The 18,417-nt window shown below is 50.6% G+C and carries 18 protein-coding genes; 1 reads left to right on the forward strand and 17 read right to left on the reverse strand.

The window, feature by feature from the left end; genetic code table 11:
• Nucleotides 1-10: 10 nt before the first annotated feature.
• The 5 genes from V4U88_RS01865 to V4U88_RS01885 form a co-directional block, all read right to left on the reverse strand.
• The gene (locus tag V4U88_RS01865) at nt 11-1,027 is read right to left on the reverse strand and encodes a sensor histidine kinase (protein ID WP_334071528.1); all 1,017 of its coding nucleotides are present in this window, start codon (nt 1,025-1,027) and stop codon (nt 11-13) included.
• Nucleotides 1,024-1,725 (reverse strand): response regulator transcription factor, encoded by a 702-nt coding sequence (locus V4U88_RS01870; RefSeq protein ID WP_334071529.1) that lies wholly within the window; start codon nt 1,723-1,725, stop codon nt 1,024-1,026. The genes V4U88_RS01865 and V4U88_RS01870 overlap by 4 nt, the downstream gene beginning before the upstream one ends.
• Before the next feature lie 116 nt (nt 1,726-1,841).
• Entirely contained in the window at nt 1,842-2,915 is a 1,074-nt protein-coding gene (locus V4U88_RS01875) for a hypothetical protein (protein ID WP_334071530.1), read from the reverse strand.
• Between the two features lie 57 nt (nt 2,916-2,972).
• Nucleotides 2,973-3,437: a hypothetical protein gene (locus V4U88_RS01880; RefSeq protein WP_334071531.1), complete on the reverse strand. Its 465-nt coding sequence runs from the start codon at nt 3,435-3,437 to the stop codon at nt 2,973-2,975.
• Nucleotides 3,434-3,955 (reverse strand): RNA polymerase sigma factor, encoded by a 522-nt coding sequence (locus V4U88_RS01885; protein WP_334071532.1) that lies wholly within the window; start codon nt 3,953-3,955, stop codon nt 3,434-3,436. Before V4U88_RS01885 ends, V4U88_RS01880 begins: the two co-directional genes overlap by 4 nt.
• A gap of 351 nt (nt 3,956-4,306) precedes the next feature.
• Between V4U88_RS01885 and V4U88_RS01890 the strand changes: the two genes are divergently transcribed.
• The gene (locus V4U88_RS01890) at nt 4,307-5,467 is read left to right on the forward strand and encodes an asparaginase (RefSeq protein ID WP_334071533.1); all 1,161 of its coding nucleotides are present in this window, start codon (nt 4,307-4,309) and stop codon (nt 5,465-5,467) included.
• A gap of 185 nt (nt 5,468-5,652) precedes the next feature.
• Here V4U88_RS01890 and V4U88_RS01895 read toward each other — a convergent pair whose 3' ends face one another.
• The 12 genes from V4U88_RS01895 to V4U88_RS01950 all read right to left on the reverse strand — a co-directional run bounded on the left by V4U88_RS01895 (nt 5,653) and on the right by V4U88_RS01950 (nt 18,392).
• Entirely contained in the window at nt 5,653-6,564 is a 912-nt protein-coding gene (locus V4U88_RS01895; RefSeq protein ID WP_334071534.1) for an ATP-grasp domain-containing protein, read from the reverse strand.
• A 131-nt stretch (nt 6,565-6,695) separates the two neighbouring features.
• On the reverse strand, nt 6,696-7,967 hold the full coding sequence (locus V4U88_RS01900; protein WP_334071535.1) for a TolC family protein: 1,272 nt from the start codon (nt 7,965-7,967) through the stop codon (nt 6,696-6,698).
• Nucleotides 7,968-8,015: 48 nt separating this feature from the next.
• A complete protein-coding gene (locus tag V4U88_RS01905; RefSeq protein ID WP_334071536.1) occupies nt 8,016-9,263 on the reverse strand; it encodes an ABC transporter permease in 1,248 nt (415 codons plus the stop codon).
• Nucleotides 9,260-10,582, reverse strand: coding sequence for an HlyD family secretion protein (locus V4U88_RS01910; protein WP_334071537.1), 1,323 nt, complete (start codon nt 10,580-10,582; stop codon nt 9,260-9,262). Before V4U88_RS01910 ends, V4U88_RS01905 begins: the two co-directional genes overlap by 4 nt.
• Nucleotides 10,583-10,616: 34 nt before the next feature.
• Nucleotides 10,617-11,207 carry a TetR/AcrR family transcriptional regulator gene (locus V4U88_RS01915; protein ID WP_334071538.1) on the reverse strand — a complete coding sequence of 197 codons (591 nt, stop codon included), beginning with the start codon at nt 11,205-11,207 and terminating at the stop codon, nt 10,617-10,619.
• A 210-nt stretch (nt 11,208-11,417) separates the two neighbouring features.
• Nucleotides 11,418-12,104 carry a DnaD domain-containing protein gene (locus tag V4U88_RS01920; RefSeq protein ID WP_334071539.1) on the reverse strand — a complete coding sequence of 229 codons (687 nt, stop codon included), beginning with the start codon at nt 12,102-12,104 and terminating at the stop codon, nt 11,418-11,420.
• A gap of 21 nt (nt 12,105-12,125) precedes the next feature.
• Nucleotides 12,126-13,421, reverse strand: coding sequence for an asparagine--tRNA ligase (gene asnS, locus V4U88_RS01925; protein ID WP_334071540.1), 1,296 nt, complete (start codon nt 13,419-13,421; stop codon nt 12,126-12,128).
• Nucleotides 13,422-13,474: 53 nt separating this feature from the next.
• A complete protein-coding gene (locus V4U88_RS01930; protein ID WP_334071541.1) occupies nt 13,475-14,680 on the reverse strand; it encodes an acetate/propionate family kinase in 1,206 nt (401 codons plus the stop codon).
• Nucleotides 14,677-15,549 carry a 3-hydroxyacyl-CoA dehydrogenase family protein gene (locus tag V4U88_RS01935; RefSeq protein WP_148451947.1) on the reverse strand — a complete coding sequence of 291 codons (873 nt, stop codon included), beginning with the start codon at nt 15,547-15,549 and terminating at the stop codon, nt 14,677-14,679. The genes V4U88_RS01930 and V4U88_RS01935 overlap by 4 nt, the downstream gene beginning before the upstream one ends.
• A 137-nt stretch (nt 15,550-15,686) precedes the next feature.
• Nucleotides 15,687-17,189, reverse strand: coding sequence for an AAA family ATPase (locus V4U88_RS01940; RefSeq protein WP_334071542.1), 1,503 nt, complete (start codon nt 17,187-17,189; stop codon nt 15,687-15,689).
• Nucleotides 17,182-17,715, reverse strand: a complete 534-nt coding sequence (locus V4U88_RS01945) for a hypothetical protein (RefSeq protein ID WP_334071543.1) — start codon at nt 17,713-17,715, stop codon at nt 17,182-17,184. The genes V4U88_RS01940 and V4U88_RS01945 overlap by 8 nt, the downstream gene beginning before the upstream one ends.
• A gap of 191 nt (nt 17,716-17,906) precedes the next feature.
• Nucleotides 17,907-18,392, reverse strand: a complete 486-nt coding sequence (locus V4U88_RS01950; RefSeq protein WP_334071544.1) for a cell wall elongation regulator TseB-like domain-containing protein — start codon at nt 18,390-18,392, stop codon at nt 17,907-17,909.
• Between the last annotated feature and the right edge of the window lie 25 nt (nt 18,393-18,417).

The raw sequence follows: 18,417 nt of genomic DNA on the forward strand, positions 1-18,417 counted from the left end.
TGGATTAACCTTACACTTCCTTACTTCCTTGTAAGGTTCCCGCTCGATTTCCTCCAAAGAAAATCCGGACCGTAGTCCCCTCCATGACGGCAGACTCCAGCTCAACCCGATGACCCAGTTGATGACAAATCTGCTTGACAAGATACAGCCCCATCCCCGTGGACTCCCTGAAATTCCTGCCGTTTTCCCCGGTAAAATATGCATCAAAAACACGCGGGAGATCGCTGGCCGGGATGCCGACGCCTTCATCGGAAATCTCCAGCACGGTTTCATCGTCCCGCAGGTAACCTCTTAACGACAAATTCGCATCTTCCTTGGTCGTGTATCGGACCGCATTGGTCAAAATTTGGGTCAACGCAAATGCCAGCCACTTCTCGTCGGTGGCAATGACCAGGCGTACTCCAGGCGGGAACTGCAAGTGGGGAAATACTTTGCTGCGGATAAAAAGCCGTTTCTGCTCCGAAACGACGGAGCGGACAAGAGACTCCAAGTCCAGCTTCTCCACCATGAAATCCTGCGAGAAAGCGTCCAGCCTCGTGGCGTACAGTACCAGGTCCAGCCCTTTGCGAAGCCGGTCCACCTCATCTCCCACCGCGACGAAGCGCGCATCATCGCTATCCTGCACCAGAAGATGAATGACCGAAACCGGGGTTTTCATCTGATGCACCCACTGGCTTATAAACTGAAGGTGGCGGGTGATTTTGTATTGTTGGGCATCCAACTCGGTGATGTACGAGCGGTATTGTTTTTTCAAGAACCTATACAGCGATTCGGAAAGCGGCGTTTTCGGCTCCACTTCCTTGAAGCCGTCCATCGCCCCGTCCTGTTCCAGGCAAGTGTAGAACGAACGGTGGGTCAAATACCGGACGAGCAAATAGGCGGCCAGCAGGCATCCGCTAAGCAGTGCGGCGTACAGCACGACAAAGATATTGCGGTACCCGTCCAGCCAGTACACGCCGGAAACCACCAGCAATTGCAGACCGTATACGGCGACGAGAGCCCGGTGATCTTTCAAAAAAAGCTTCATCGCGCCTCCTCCCAATGGGGCATCAGCCGGTAACCTTGGCCGCGCACGGTTTGCAGGGCTTCCTCAATCCCCAGGGCGGCGAGTTTTTTGCGAACCCGCGTTACATATACGTTCAAGGTATTATCGTCGACAAAAACCTGGTCGTCCCAAATCTTCTCCAGCAGACGATCCCGGCTGACCACCGCTTCCCCTCTGCGCATCAATTCTTCGAGGATTTTGACTTCGGTCAGACTGAGCTCGATCTTCTTGTCCCGCAGACTCAAATACAGACGGTCCTTGTCCAGCCTAAGACCTTCCAGATGAATTGATCTTTCACCGCCGGCCGCGGCGTAGTCTCCATAAGTTCTGCGCAGCTGGCTGCGGATTTTGGCCAAAACGATGTCATAGTCGAAAGGCTTCGTTATGTAATCGTCCGCCCCGTTCTCCAACGCCATGACCTGGTCCATTTTCCCTTCCCTGGCGGAAATAAAAATAATCGGGCAGGTGGACAAATTGCGGATCTGTCTGCACCAGTAATAGCCGTCAAACTTGGGCAGATTGATGTCGAGCAGAACAAGATGCGGCGCTTCCCGTTCAAACTCTTCTTTGATCCGCTCAAAATCCGCTGCCTTGCACGTATCGTAACCGAACCTCTGCAAATAGTTTTCCAGCAAGCCGGCAAGCTGTCGATCATCTTCCACAATATATATTTTGAACATCCGGTCTTCTCCTTCTATACCAACGTTTCATCTGTCTGCATTGTAACAAAAATAGACTCCGAAATAAAAAAAGAGGGCCGCAGACTCCCTGCAACCCTCGATTGGCTTGATGCCGTTTATAGCCGTTCCTCGCCGCCCCACTCCGCTTCCTTCCGGCGGCCGGACAACAGCTTGAGGCCCCCTCCGATCAGAATCGCCGCAACCAGAACCGGCCGTAGATATTCATCAATCAAATAGCGTATCTGCAGGTACGGGAACCACCGGTCGAGCGCAGGAATTATAAATTCCACTCCCACATAATAGACGCCCATCAATACAAGAGCGATTCCCAGCCAATGCTGGCTGCCCCCCCTGCTTCGGATCAACGGAATGTCCTCCATCGGCAGAATGCCGTACCGGCTCGTCTGCTGCAGTCCGTCAAAAAAGCAGTAAAACCAGATCACGGGGACCACAAACAGAAAAACGGACAGACGCAGTACGTCGATAATGTAGAAGCTGCCGAGAAACAGCACCATCATCTGGAGACCACGCTTTTGCAAGCCGAGGTACATTTGGCCCGCTCCGGGAAACGCGGACAGGAGTGTAGCCAGGACCTTGCTGCGGCGCCCCTCGATCCGGCCCGCTTCCCATTCATCCAAGAGCGACCGGTCCTGCAGAGGTTCCCCGGCCTGCTTGCGGTGAATGAGCTGGACGGCGTCGAACATGCAGTAGAGCCAAATAATCGGTAATAAGCCCAGAAACAGCAGGAATACCGTTACATGCGTGACGCCGGTCAAGAAGAACATCATCGTGATCAGTCCGAAGAAGAGGATCAGAAAGGACAGCCCCCGCTGCATCAGCCCCATTTGGAAATGACCGAGTCCCGGAACAAAAGAGAGCAGAATCGTAAAGAATCGCTCGGTTTCGGCTTCGCCGCGGCGCGATGCTGCCATCGGGTCGTACGCCGAACTTTCCTGGGCCGCCGGCTCTCTCAACACTACGATAAGCAGATCCAGCATGGAAATGGTCCAAAGGATCAACTCCATTATCAAGCCGGCCAGGAAGAATTCTCCGTGATCACTGATCAACGCCACCAGAAAGCCGCAAAAAATCCCTCCGAAGAAGAAGAGCGGATAGAAAATCCCTCTTCCCTTCTTCCCCCAGTAAAAGTGGCCCAGCCCGGGGATCACATTCAATATAAACGCCAGCATTCTGCTGCGATAGTAAGTCAATGTTATCATCCTTTCCCCGTGAATTTAGCTACCATCTTAGTTATCAGCCGCAGCTGCCGCGGGCTTGATCCGATCCATCCACAACGAGGCCCGCTCCAGGAGCTGCTCACTCAGCGGAGCCCCGCTGCCCTGGTGTTCCACCGCTGCGCTCGTCCCCGCCGCCAGCAGATCAAACACTCCGCCTCCGAGCAGCAGGAAGGTGATGGAAGCGGCGATCACATAATGCAGCACCGGGCGGTCCCAACGCCACTGCTTCCTTTTTCCTTCGGCCGCCCCGTTCAACCGCCGACCCGGAAGCCGGGCCATGACATCACTTGCGAAGCGCTCTTCATCCGGCAGCGTCGGCAGTTCGGACTCGACCGACTGAAACTCCTCCATATAGAGTTCAAACTGCCTATCATCCGCCCGCATCAGCGCCTCCATTCTGTCGGCTTCCGCCTTCGGCAGTTCGCCGAGGATATACTTCCGCCAGAGGATCCGCTGCATTTCCGGTTCGTTCATTTCCATTCCTCCTCCTTCCAATGCTCACGAATCCAGGCCCTGGCCCGGTACAGCTTTGACTCAATCGTCTTGACGCTTAACGCAAGCTCCGAGGCGATTTGCTCATGGCTTTTTTCTTCAAAATAAAAAGCGGTCACCACCTGCCGGTGGTTCGCAGGGAGCTCCGACAGTTTGGATCGCAGCTCGTTTCTGCGCTCCTGGCTCAGCATCTTCTGCAATAATTCATCTTCTTGCGCGGGAATTCGGTCCGCCACATCGGCAGGATCCCAATGTTCCTCACGACGTCGATCCCGCCGCCGCTTCAAATCGATCGCTTTGTTGACGGTGATGCGGGATAACCAAGACTTGATTCCTTGCGAACGGTAAGCGGAGAGAGACTTATAGACTTGAAGAAAAGTTTCCTGTGCGGCATCTTCCGCCTCTTTCTCGTCATGGAGGACCGAGTAAGCAATACGGTATACCATCTGGCCGTAAAGCTTGACAAACTCGTGAAATGCCGCGCGGTCGCCCTCCTTCATCTTTTCGATTAACTCCTCGTCAATAGCTCTCCCCTCCCCTCCAAAAACAATAGACGCCCAAGGAAGACCTTCCCCCTGCATTAAGATCAATTTTTTTTAAAAAGAATCCGATTTATCATGAATGTCAACTAACATTACATGAATCAATGAATCTTATATGAGTTTGAAACTCTGCAGATATTGAATGAATAGAAACGATATCCGTAGGAAAACTAGCATTGTAACGCTTACTTTGCATATAAACTAACTTGTTAATAAACCTTACATCATTTTATAATCCACTCAGTTAACCAATTATGCGTAAGATTATATTACATATGGTTAACAAATTACATCATGGAGGTCGATCCTATGAACACTTGGAAATCCCACACCTTGAAATGGGTGCTCGCCGCCGGTCTCGCCGTTACGACAGCCGCGCTTCCGGCCATGCCGCTCCCCCGCGCGTTCGCTGCCGAATCCGGGGCAGCCGCCGTGGACGCACAAGCCGCCAAAACGCTGCCCAAGGTTCAAGTCATCGCCACCGGCGGTACGCTGGCTGGCAAATCGGTGGACGAAACGAGCTTTACGAACTACCGGGCGGGAACCCTTCCGATTGAAGACATGGTCAAAGCGCTGCCGAACAAGGATAAAATCGCCGAAGTCAGCACCCGGCAATTCGGAAATTCGGGATCCAGCGCCTATTCCATACAGCAATTATACGATTTGTCCCTCAAGGTTGATGAAGCGTTGAAAACCCAGGACGGCGTCGTCGTAACCAGCGGAACGGATACGATGGAGGAGATCGCCTATTTCCTCGATCTCACGGTCCGGAGTCCGAGGCCGGTCGTGGTTACCGGCTCCATGCGTCCGTGGACGGTGATCGGATCCGACGCCCAGGCCAACCTGTACAATGCCATCAAATTGGCCGCCAGCGGAAAAACCAAATATTTCGGCACCGTAGTGATGCTGAATGATGAGTTTCATGCCGCTCGCGAAGTGACCAAGACGAATTCCTACCGGACCGATACTTTCGCCACTCCCCAAATCGGCTCTCTAGGTTATATCGACGAAAACAATATTCGCGTTTACCGCGCCCCATTTCGAGCCCTGAAAACCGCAAAGGAATGGGCAACTCCATTCGACCTTACCAAAATTACCAAAAATGATTTGGCCAAGGTCGAAATCGCCTACTCCTACCAGGATGCGGGTCCCGGCGCTATCAGCGCTTTTGTGGCTAACGGGGCCAAAGGAATCGTCACGGCCGGTACAGGCGCCGGAGGCATCTCCCAAGCGATGAGCGAAGAACGCGCCAAAGCCATTGAACAAGGCGTCCTATTCGTGACGACGACACGCACAGGCTCCGGCAGCAACTATTCCAGCGGCAAAGGCATCATCGCCGGGGATAACCTGAATGCACAGCATGCCAGAATCATGCTCTTGCTCAGCCTTTCTTTCTCCAAGGAGTTCGCGACCATCCAGGACTGGTTTACCACTTACGGCTACGGACAGATCGAGCTCCCGGCCAAATAACTCCAGTCCCCGCTTATATATCAAACTCCGGGAGGAAGTCTGCAAGAATAGAACGTTACAGAGGCGAAAAAAGATACTGATTACGGCAAATCTCATACTCTAACAGCAAAAAAGCGAGCTGCCGGGATACTCTCCCGGGCAGCTCGCTTTTTTTCATCGCTAGAATAGAGGACTATTCATGCTCTTTATTCGCCAAAACGGTTCAATCGAACGCGAAGAAAATTATATATTTCCTCCGCGATGTTGACATTGCAACAGGATTCAATGCCCTCAAACCCCGGGGATGAATTCGCTTCGCATATTTTATAATGATCCCCGTCAAACAGCAGATCGATCCCCGCAATATCCAGGTTCAGCAGCCGAGCCGTTTCCAGTGCCAGCCACTCCATTTCGGGGGTAATTTCGTAAGGTTCCACGATCCCGCCCCGCGAATAATTCGCCTTGAAGCTGTCGTTTCCGGAGCTGCGCTTCATGGCAGCCACCGCCCGTCCCCCGATCGTCAGAACCCGCAAATCCATCCCGCGGCTGGATTCGACAAATTCCTGCAAAATCATCGTCGCATTTTCTTTGTAGGCATTGATCATTTCCAGCAGATCGATAAATTTGGATTTCGTCTCGGCCAAAAATACGCCGCTTCCCTGGGACCCGGAAATCGTCTTGACCACGACCGGAAACCCCAGGTGCTTTTCCACCAAATTAACATCCACTTTGGACCGGATCAGCATCGTCTTTGGCACCGGCAAGTTATGCTCCGCCAAAATTTGCTGGGTGAATAATTTGTCCTTAACCGTGTCGATGCTTTGCGAGGAATTGAACGTCCGCACGCCAAGCCTTTCCAGATGCCGGATCAAGGCCAGTCCAAAATAGTTCGTTCCCGCCCCCATCCGCGGCAAGACGAAATCAGGCAACTGCAGTACCTCTCCGTCCACCATCACGCTCTTGCGGTCATCCCTTGTCACGATCAGCTCAAACTGCTCCGGAGCGAGCACGCGGATTTCGATCCCCTGCTGCTCCGCCTCCTCGACAAGGCGCCGGATTTCGTACATTTCAGGCTTTACATCCTGGGGTAAATGCTTGTAAATAATCCACCCTATCAACGGAGAATCCCCCTTCGGCACATGCTAGGTTTACATAAATTTAAACTACCATACCAATTCATGATTTATATGATGAGAATGTTTGCTTCATGTAAAAATAGCAATTCCGGAAAGCCCGCCTCGATAACACTCTAGATGATCAGACCATTTTCCATGGATGTTACCTTTTGAGTCAGGGCAAAGTACTTCAGCTTAGCCAACTTCTCTTTTGCCTGAGACTGCGTAAGAGTAAACTTCAGTTTGTTCATATCGAAAGCGGAGATAAATCCTTTTTCAAACCGGATATAATTGTTGTTGTAATCCTCCAGAGCATCCTGGCTCTGTTCGGTCGCTGTCAACACCTGAAGATACGCGGTTTCCGCTTCGTTATAGACTTGATCGATTTTCTTGGCTTGCTCTACTAACAGCTGTTCTCCTTGCATCTCCTTAATCCGGGTACTTATATCCAAGTAATCCTTCCCGTCCTCACCCGAAGTATTCGTATGAACCTCTTCCCATCTCGCTTGCTCAATATCGTTGTATTTTATTTTAATATCATAAGATTTAGCCAGAATCTGGTTTCTATCCTTCCGTTCGACAGGCTGGGGTTCCGTTAGGCTGACCTCTTCGAGAACCAAGTCCGGTTTGTATTCGATTCCCAAATCAAAACTGAGTTGCACCAAATCGACTTGATAGGCTCTTTCCAAAATTTCCAACTGTTCCTTTTGCTCGCGAACAGCCCGTTTTGCCTTCACGATGTTTTCTTTGGATCCGCCCCCCAGGCTTTCCAGGCTTTGAGCCCTCACTACATCATTCTCAAGCAATTCGATATACTCCTTGGTTGTATCGATCTGTTCCTTCTTCGACAACAATGTCACATACTCCGAGGTCATTTGCAGTTTCGTAGCCTCTTTAGCTTTATCCGACTCCACCAATGTTGTCTTTTTGTTGGTATCCATTTGCTCGATCGCAATTTCCAATTGATTTCGCTGAGAGCGTATTAATTTGTTCATTCCCTCAACGATATCCCCCATCCCGTCCAACATTTTATTGATGACCGTGTTCGCCTCAATCGTAGGGCCTAACCAAACCAATTGCTCTGGTTTAGTCGTATTGGGAATACCGTATTTGGGATCGCCCACGATATCGCCTGGGCTCGTCGGCAGCCTGTAGGAAGGCACGGAGCCAGCATCCGGCAGATCTTCTTTTTGGGCCTTCAAATCATCCTGCTTATTATCCAAGGCATTGAATTTCAACTGCAGTAGAGACAAATTGTAAGAGTTGTCGACGGCCATTTTGATAGCGGACTCCAAATCCAAACGGTCTACCTTTTTCAAATCGGTTAACGGATTATTATCCGCTGAAACCGGTCCATTTCCGAGAAATAGCAGCAATGCTGCAATTGCAAAAATCCCTTTTTTCATAACAAGGCTTCCTCTCAACTAAATTCGGACTCTTCCTGAACTTCATCCCTAAACAGAGGTGGTTGTGGATTGCGCAGCACTGAATGACTGTGTTGTAACTGGAACTACATGGTCAACCATGTCCATTTGTTGTCCTTCATCCAGTTTACGAAAGGAGATAAACCGGGAATAAAGCAGTGCCGACAACAAGGTGATTAATCCGATTACAGCAGTGGCGACACAATTGTTCAAAATGTGATGAGTTGGCAATCCCTTTAACATAACCGTCCGCAATGAATCGAGAAAATAAGTTAACGGCAATCCATGCGCTATGAATGACAGGAATTTAGGCATGGCTTCCAATGGCCATGAATGACCCGATAAAGAAAACGACGGGAGGGCGACCAGCATCGAAATCTGCAGGGCCACAATTTTGTTTGGAGCGACCAGGCTGAGAAAATAGCCAATGGAACTCACCGTGAAAGAGAACACGACTCCCGCCAGCAGGATAGACCATACCGAGCCATGGAATGACAACTTAAATACCGATGTAAGGATGGACAATACTACAAAGACATTTAGCACACTTACTATAAAGTAAGGAAACATTTTTACAAAAGCTATTTTCCAAGGACTTCTTTTCCATGCGGCAAATCTGTCCCAAGTTTGATCTTCTTTTTCTCTAGCCACGGACATCCCTACGGCCATAAATATCACCTGCTGCAACGTCGTGGCCGCCATCCCGATCACCAGAAAATCCTCATAATCAAAAGTTGGATTGTATAGCGTCCGGGCGCTAAATGGAATGTTTGATAAAGTCGTGCTGATCTGCTCATCCTGAAGCCCCTGCTGCTGCAATTTTTTCGAGGATGCTCCAAAACTGTAAGTAGCGATGACTTCATTGGCCCCTTTAATCACGGAGTTTGTAATCATCAAGTTCGTCCCGTCGACAAAGGTAATGACCGGCGTCACCGTTCCATGCTTCAATTTGGCTTCCAAATCATAAGGGATAACGATGGCAGCTCTAGCCTCACCATTGTCGATGGCTTCTCTTACTTCCTTATTCGAATAAACTTCACCGACGATTTTAATCGATTGATGCGCATCCATCGCCTGGATGATTTCCTGGCTTAATTCACTGTGATCTTCATCATAAACGATGGTAGGAATTTCCGTTACGGCGCGCTGATTATATAGCGATGCAAAGAAAAACGTATAAAAAATCGGCCCTATAAGCAGGATTACAAAAATGACCCGGTCTCGCAGGATTTTTTTCCATTCATCCTGCAGGGCGCTTCCTACTGTAATGTTGTTCACTTGACCTCACCTGCTTTTTCTCCTTGGGACGTTCCGTTTTCCTTGCCGTACCATTCTAATGTCATACCGACCGGGACGCTCGAAGGCAAATCCATCAACTGCACCTTGACACCAAAAGAACGAATATCGAAGTCACCCGTATTCTGGGTTGCCTTCTGCGAAGCGAATGTGGCCGCTTGAGCAACGGAAACCACTTTGCCTTTAATCATTTTACCGCTTGACACCAACTTGATATTTACGATGTTTCCTTTTTCGAGGCCCGCCATGTCCGTTTCCGGCAAATAAAATTTTGCGGTTTTGATGCTCTTGGTTTCCTGCAGCGTAAATACCGGAAAGCCCGAGCCCACAATTTCGCCCAATTGTGCGGATTGAGATACGATATACCCGTCCGCCGGGGCAAACAATTTAGTGTAGCTCAGATAAGTTTTCGCTTCGGACAAAGCGGCGGATGCTTGCTGTTTGCCTGACTGTGCCGTATGTAGCGCCGCTTCGGCTTGTTGAACCATAGCATCCGCCGCATCGACATCCTGCTCTTTGATGGCCACCTGAGCCTTGTTCGCCTTCGCCAAACCTAAAGCGGCCTGCGCTTGATGAAGTGCTGCCTCGGCGGCCTTGATTTCTTCCGTACGCGCGCCTTCCTTGGCCAATGCAAGCTGTTCGGCGGCAGCGTTATAAGAAGCTTCCGCCTGTACATTTGCTACTTTGGCTTTATCCAAATCAGCCTGACTAACCAACCCTTGAGCAAAAAGCTCTTCTGTACGGCTCAAAGTATCTTTCGCCACTTCCAAAGCCTTGTTTGTGGCGTCCGCCTGGATTTGAGCCTGATTGATTTCTTGCGGCCGAGCTCCCGCTTTTAGCGCATCCACCTTGGCTTGAGCCGCTGCAACGACGGCCTCGGCTTGCTCGATTTGCTTATTAATTGTTTCTGATGTGAGCGAAACCGCACCTTTCCCCTGTTGTTTTTTGGTCTTGGCTGCATTGATGGAAGCTTGCGCCTGACCAATTTGCCCCTCGGTTACGGCCACGGCCGCTGTGGCTTGGGCAACCTTGGCATTAACTTCCTGACTTTCGATGTAAGCAAGAACATCTCCCTTCTTAACCTCGTCCCCTTCTTCCACCAAAATCTGCTTGATCCGTCCTCCGACTTTGAAACTAACACTGGATTGATCGGCTGCAACAAAAGCGGTCGGACGATTAACCTGTTCACTGCCCAATGTAATTTGATTTGAACTGACAATCCAAATGCCGGTCGCGATCAGCGCACAGATAACTACATAAATTGAAATCTTGGCAATCCATGAAAAATTAAATTTTCCCATTTCCGTTCTCCCCATATCCCTATGAAATTTCTCTTTATTCCTGATTTCTTACCGAAAGCCCGCCCGCCAAGAAAACTCTGATAAACTCTTTAATCTGCTCTTTAGTCAAGGGCTCATTATTTTGATTCCAATCTACGGTTAATGCAATATAAAGCTTTAGCATCACAAAAGAGATGATCTTGGGATCAAAAGATTGGATTTCACCATTTTGGCCGGCAATCAAGATTTGCTTCTCCAAGTAGCTTAATATCGCACTCTCCACTTTATCCAATCCTTCTTTAGCTTGCTGCGTCCCGAAACTGCGAACCTCCTGAAACAATTTGGCCAGAAGTTCATGCTTGCTTCTGTATTCCAATAAAGCATCCATAATTTGGTACAAATTCTCGAAAAAAGGTCTATCCTCCCTTATTGTTCGGTCAACAATGAGCTTCATTTCCGCAATAATCGAACCGAGAATTTCATCAAAGAGTTCTTCTTTATTTGAGAAAAAAGTGTAGATGGTTCCTTTGGCCACATTTGCAATTTTGGCTACCTGGTCCATGGTCGTTGCTTTATACCCGAATAGTGAAAAGGACCGTTCTGCCGCCTCCACTACCCAGTCGCGACGATTCACTGCTTCCGCCAAGAAATACTCCCCCCCACGAAAAAATTGTACCGATTGACCAACTTGTAATTGTGGTCATTTAGTCAATGACTATAATACCACTTCCTCAATTGGATGACAATTCCTCAGCGCAATTTTTTTTATTTCATTTTTTACTTCTTAAATCTGGCATAAAAAAACCTTATTCCGGTCTTCCCAGAATAAGGTTATATATCATGAAAATTCTATTTATTACCGTCCGCCCGTCCGGAAGCGCTGCGCATACGCCTTTGCATCCGCCGCCGTTTTTACGCGGTTTCGGCTCCACTCCAACAGGATGCGGTCGATATACCGGAAATGGACTTTTCCGGCAAACACCGCTTCCTTCAAAGCCAGCAGAATCAATTCCTCCGCGTAGCCATCCTGATCCATCCAACCGGAAATGGTCTCGCATTCCATCGGAGACAAGGGACGGGCGAATTCTTTCTCAAAAATGACAAAGAGATTTCGCTCCTGCTCCTCTCTAGCGGCCTCCGGTAGATTTCGTTCTTCGGCTTGCCGTTTCGCGGCGGCAGCTCGCAGCTGAGCCAGATGCATACCCAGCTTCTCGTACATACCGGCGAGATTGTAATATTCCGAGCGGATGCCGGTCGAGGTCTCTTCCTCATCATCGATGCTGAGCCATCCGTCCTTCAACAACCTGCGGATCATCTGGGACAACTCATCCGGAGCGGTTCCCATCCGCCGTTCCAATTGATCCAGGGTCGGAAAATCGTTGCGTTCCTGTTTAAAGGCGAGCAGTTGAAGAAGCAGCATGACCTCTCTGTCGGTCAAGCGGAGATCCCGGTAATGCGCGAGCAGCGCGAGCGGAATATTCACCGTCCCCGATTCCAGGCCGAACGAAATTCCTTTGGCCCATATTTTCCAGCTATCGGTCATCCCTGCAAGTTCTCACCTTTCCTATGGATACAGGCGGTACAGCATACGAGGGAACGGAATCGTCTCCCGAACATGATCCAGTCCGCAAATCCAGGCTACCGTCCGCTCCAGTCCCAATCCGAAGCCGGAATGAGGAACAGAACCGTATTTTCTTAAATCGAGATACCATTGATAGGTTTCCTGCGAAAGATTGTGCTCCTTGAAGCGTGCTTCCATCAGCTCCGGATCATCGATCCGCTGCGAGCCGCCGATGATTTCGCCATAACCTTCCGGAGCGATCATATCGGCGCACAGCACCACTTCCGGGCGATTCGGGTCCGGTTTCATATAGAACGCTTTAATTCCTGCAGGATAGTGCGTAATGAAGACCGGTTTGTCGTAACGCTCGGCGATCGCCGTTTCGTGCGGCGCCCCGAAGTCTTCGCCCCAAGGAATATCAAAGCCCTGGGTGTGCAAATATTCAATCGCTTCATCATACGTAATGCGCGGGAAAGGAGCCTGGATCTTCTCCAGCTTCGAAATATCCCGTCCTACCGCTTCGAGCTCGGCCCGGCAGTTCGCCAGAACCGATTGCACGACATGGGAGATGAATTGCTCTTGAACTTTCAAGCTCTCCTCATGATCCGTAAACGCCATCTCCGGCTCAATCATCCAGAACTCGATGAGATGTCGGCGCGTTTTCGATTTCTCCGCCCGGAAGGTCGGGCCGAAGGAATAAACCTTCCCCAGCGCCATCGCGGCTGCTTCCATATACAGCTGGCCGCTCTGCGTCAAATAGGCGTCTTCGTCGAAATATTTCGTATGGAATAAGTTCGTCGTTCCTTCCGCACTGGTCGGGGTCAAAATTGGCGGATCCACCAGCGTAAACCCGTTCTTGTCAAAAAACTCCTGCACCGCGCGGATAATTTCCGCACGGATCACCATAATGGCGCGCTGTTTCGTCGAACGCAGCCAGAGATGACGATGATCCATCAGGAAGTCTACGCCATGCTCCTTCGGGGTAATCGGGTAGTCTTCGGTCAAATGGATGATTTCCAGATCCGTAACCGTCATTTCATACCCGGACTGACTGCGCGGCTCCTCGCGGATCACGCCGGTCACATACATCGAGGACTCCTGGGTCAAGCTCTTCGCGTTGTTCCAGGTTTCCTCCGACACCTCACTCTTTACGACAACCGCTTGAATATAGCCGGTGCCGTCCCGGAGCTGCAGAAACTGGATTTTCCCGCTCGAACGTTTGTTGTTCAGCCAGCTCCCGATTACGACGGTTTCACCGACATGCTCTTTCACCTGACGGATCACTGTTTTGATCGCCATGTTTAACCTCTCCTCTAACGTCACCTGATATAAAAAATACGCTCTATCCCAGATTACTTCATTTCATTGACGATACGCAACGTATCGCGGGCGATTACGAGCTCTTCGTTCGTCGGAACGACAAGGACTTCGACTTTGGAGTTTGGCGTCGAAATCCGGCGCGGATCGCCCGAACGAATCTGGTTCAATTCCTTGTCGATTTCCACACCGAGATAGGTCAGGTTCTCACAAACCTTCTCCCGGACGATCGCGGAGTTCTCGCCGACGCCGGCCGTGAAGATGATGACATCGACACCGTTCATAGCCGCCGCGTACGAACCGATGTATTTGCGCAGACGGTATTCGTACATTTCAAAAGCCAGCGTCGCGTTCGGTTCGCCCTCCGCCATACCGTCGGTGATATCGCGCATATCGCTGCTTGCGCCGGAAATCGCCAGCAAGCCGCTATGTTTATTGAGCATGGAATTCACTTCATTGATCGTCAGTTCTTCTTTATTCATGACAAAAGGAACGACCGCCGGATCCAGGTCACCGCTGCGCGTACCCATAATCAGACCTTCCAGCGGAGTCATCCCCATAGACGTATCCACGGAAATACCGCCCATGACGGCTGTCAAGCTCGCGCCGTTACCGATGTGGCAGGTTATGATCTTCAAGTCTTCAACCGGACGATTCAAAAACTCGGCAGCAGCTTTGCTTACATAAGCATGCGACGTCCCGTGAAAACCGTACCGGCGCACTTTATGTTTCTTGTAAAGCACTTTCGGAATCGCATAAAGATAGGCTTTCTCGGGCATCGTTTGGTGGAAAGCCGTATCGAACACGACCGTGTGCGGTACATTCGGCAGGTTGGCTTCAGCGGCCGAAATCCCCATCATACTGGCCGGATTGTGCAGCGGAGCCAGGTCGAACAAGCGGCGGATCTCCGATTTCACTTCACCGGTAATCAGCGCGGAGCTCTTGAACGCTTCGCCGCCATGCACGACGCGATGGCCGACGGCATCGATTTCATCGATCGACTCCAATACGCCATGCACCTTATCGGTCAATTTATCCAACACCTTGCGGATTGCTGTCGTATGCTCGAGAATATCGCTGACCTCGGTTACTTCTTCCTTACCCGTCGGTTTATGCGTCAGAATGGAGGAATCCATTCCGATCCGTTCCACAAGCCCCTTGGCCATGACGGATTCGTCCGTCATATCGTACAGTTGGTATTTCAACGAGGAGCTTCCCGCGTTAATAACTAGAATTTTCATATCCGGTCACCATCCTTGTCGTATTTGAAAAAGCCTTCGCCCGTCTTCACACCGAGTGAGCCCGCGCGAACCATTTTTTTCAGTACAAAGGAAGGGCGGTATTTCAGCTCTCCGAATTCGCGGAACATCCGCTCCAAAGCGGCAAGCACGGAATCGAGCCCGAAGCGGTCGGCCATTTCAAGCGGACCGTATTGGAACTGGTATCCGATACGCATCGAGTCATCGATATCCTCGGCGGTGGCCACGCCTTCGCCAAGCACATGGAGCGCCTCGTTGATCATCAGACAGATGATCCGGGAAGTGACGAAGCCCGGGGATTCGTATACCATAATTCCGCGCTTATCGACAACTTCCTCCACAAACCGCTTCGTTTCTTCAAACGTGGAGTCCGAAGTTTTCAAGCCGCGGATAATTTCCACGAGATTGATTTTGGCTACTGGATAAATAAAGTGCATGCCGATCACGCGCTCCGGATACATCGTCGACCCCGCGATCTCCGTCAAGCTGAGCGTCGATGTGTTGCTGGCCAGAATAATATTGCTCGGACATACTTGGTCGAGCTGTTTGAAGACCTCGCGCTTGGCATTCAAATCCTCCGAAATGGTCTCGATCACCATATCGCAGGTACCGAGTTCGGCAAAATGCGTCACTTTATGAATTTTGGATAAGATCAGCTTCTTCTCCGCCTTGGTAATCGCCCATTTCTCGAGCTGTTTGTCCAAGCTTGTTTCGATCATGCTGTACGCATGGTTTAATTTCTCCGTCGTCTCTTCCACGAGTAGCACGTCGAGTCCTTTGGCCGCCAGCATTTCGCTGATGCCTTGGCCCATCGTGCCGCCACCAATGACACCTATTCTTTTGAAGTTCATGGTCCTCTCGCTCCATCCTTTCATGGTCTCTCCATAATATTGTACCCCTGATGTCGAATAATACATCATTTTATACCCAACATATAATAATATCTTAGCACGAGCAAAAAGTAAAAAAAAATAACCGGCATGATAAATCATGCCGGTAAAGTCAAGCTGTCACGAAATTGACAACGGAATTGATCGCCGGAAAGGCGCTCTTCTTTAAGCAAAATTTCCAGAGAACGGTCGAATACGGCCGAATGGTCGATCAAAATCTGTTTGGACCGGGCCGCAAGCTCGTCCAGAATCTTGGAGTTTTCTTGCATCAACACCTCTTTGGTTACCATGTCCATATTCACGATGCCCAGCGAGGTCAAGCCCGAAGTCATCATCGTCTGCACCAGGTTCAACGCCTGTTCGAAGTCGTTGCTGGAACCGGTGCTGCGCCCTCCGTAGTAAATCTCCTCCGCGGCAGCTCCCGCCAGGGCGATGATAATCTGCCCTTCAATATAATGCTTGGTGTACAGGTATTTTTCCTCCCGCGGATTATGGCGCACATATCCCAGCGCTCTGCCGCGCGGGCTAAGCGCAACCTGGTTGACGCTCCCCGGAGCGACGACCTCGGCGGCAACCGCATGGCCAAGCTCATGCACGGCCACGCGCCGCTTCTCTTCTTCAGTCGATTGACGGTCTGTTTTTTCGCCCATCATGACCTTGTCGATCGCCATCGATAGATGACTTTGTTTAATTTCCTCCAATTGATCGCGCATCGCGTAAATCGCCGCTTCGTTCATCACGCTCTCCAGTTGGGCGCCGGAGAAGCCGTAGGATTCCTCGGCCACCTTGTCCAAATTCACTTCCGCATCCAGCGGCTTATTCTTCGCATGAATCTCCAAAATATGACGGCGGCCCTTCTTGTCCGGCAGATCAACCTGGATATGCCGGTCAAAACGGCCCGGGCGCAGCAGTGCGCTGTCCAGCATCTCTTTGCGGTTCGTGGCCGCGATCAGCAAGACCCTCGGCGTATCGGACGTATAGATGCCGTCCATTTCAGTCAGCAGCTGGTTCAGCGTCTGGTCATACTCGCGCTGTTGGCCGCCTTCCCGTTTGCCGCCGATCACATCGATCTCATCGATAAAAATGACAGCATTCTCTTTGTTCTCCTTCGCCGCGCGTGTGCGGGCGTCCTTGAACAAATCGCGAATCCGGCTGGCCCCGACGCCTACGTACATCTCCACAAATTCGCTGCCCGATGCCGCGACAAACACGGCGTTCGTGTACTGGGCGGCCGCTTTCGCCATCAGCGTTTTGCCTGTTCCCGGAGGCCCGGTCAGCAAAATCCCTTTCAGCGGGCGAATCCCGAACTTTTTGATCTCTTCATGACGCACCATAAAGTCGAGGGCTTCCCGGAGTTCCTGTTTGGCGCTGTCTTGACCGCCGATCTCTTCAAACGTAAGCCCGGGCGACGCCACTTTCTTCCGCTTGCGCTCCTGGGAAGCCGTCGCGACGATCCCGCCGCGCATTTTAACGGCCGTAAGCAGTGCGCCCACCATGACGAGACCGACGAGCAGCGGAATCACATTATAGCCGATAAAAGCGAGAAAGATGAGGAAAACCGGGACAAATCCGGCCGCAACTTCAATCATCCACTTACGCATTAGGCCACACCCCCATACTTTGCGGTACGCGAGGTAAAATAACAAACTTGCTCGCCTTCTCATCGGTTAACGTAATATACACGTTCTTATCGTCCATTTCCGCTTTGGCCGAAACGCCTTCGGTCTGCTTTTGCAGTTCATCCAACGTAGTCGTGATATCGGTGTACTCTTTCTTTTCCATAGCTTGAGCGATCGGGAACAAGGCCTTGTCCCACAATTCGTTCAGCTTCTCTGAGGCTTTGTCTTCCACGACCACTTTTACTTCGCGGCTGCCGATCCATTTGCCGCCTTCCCGCTCAATTTGCTCAACGAGGCTGCCCAAATTCGTTCCGGGCTCCAAATCAAGTTTCAACTCCACCTGTTTTGGGGTAATATCTGTTTGTACACTTTTTACGCCTTCCATAGAATTGATTTTATGCTCAAACGGGCTCTCAACCGCCCATTGTCTATACGCAAACCATCCTCCGAACAACAACAGTGCGGATACGGCCACACTTGCCACAATCGGTCCAACACGCAATTTCACGTTGAGGTCCTCCTTGCTGTAGAAAAATATAATGATAAGTATATCAGAAAATGGTAGACAAATACGCAAATTAAACTTACAAAGATGAGTATATCACATCGTATATACGATTTCGAATCAAGTTGTGAAATTATTTTAAATTTTTACGAAAAAAGCAGCCCAATGGGCTGCTTTTTGTTCTGAAGTTGATCTTACCGGTTGGGTAAAGTAAATACTTCCTCCAACGGCTCTCCATCGCTGAATCGGAAAAACCGGTAAAAATGATGGGCTTTCTCTTTGTAAAAGAGCTGCCAGACATACTGGTTGTTGTATATCCCCGGCATCAACCGGACAGGGGTTATCCCCGGAAATTTGTCTTTAATGATCTTGCGAATTTGACTCTCCGATACGCCTTCGGAAAGGGGCTTTACTTCCGGATTCCCCTTTTCCGGCAGCCAGACCATGACTTCCCGGCCGCTTTCATCCTTCCCCTGAACGACCCAGCACACTTGGTCCCAGACGGATTTCCAGACCTCATCGGCCTCGGTCAGTCCGGTTTCTCGCATCGCCCGCTGAATCGCTTGCTTCTCCCCCTGCCGTAGATCCTGCTGTACAAAAAGATAGAAGCGGTGAAGCCCGATGAGGACGAGCCCCAACATCAGAAGGGAGAGCAGGATCCACTTGGTTCTGTTCCTCAACCTTCTCTTCCTTTCCCCGATCGGC

Origin of the sequence: Paenibacillus sp. A14, assembly GCF_036864815.1 — a bacterium.
GTDB classification, from domain to species: Bacteria; Bacillota; Bacilli; order Paenibacillales; family Paenibacillaceae; genus Fontibacillus; species Fontibacillus sanfengchensis.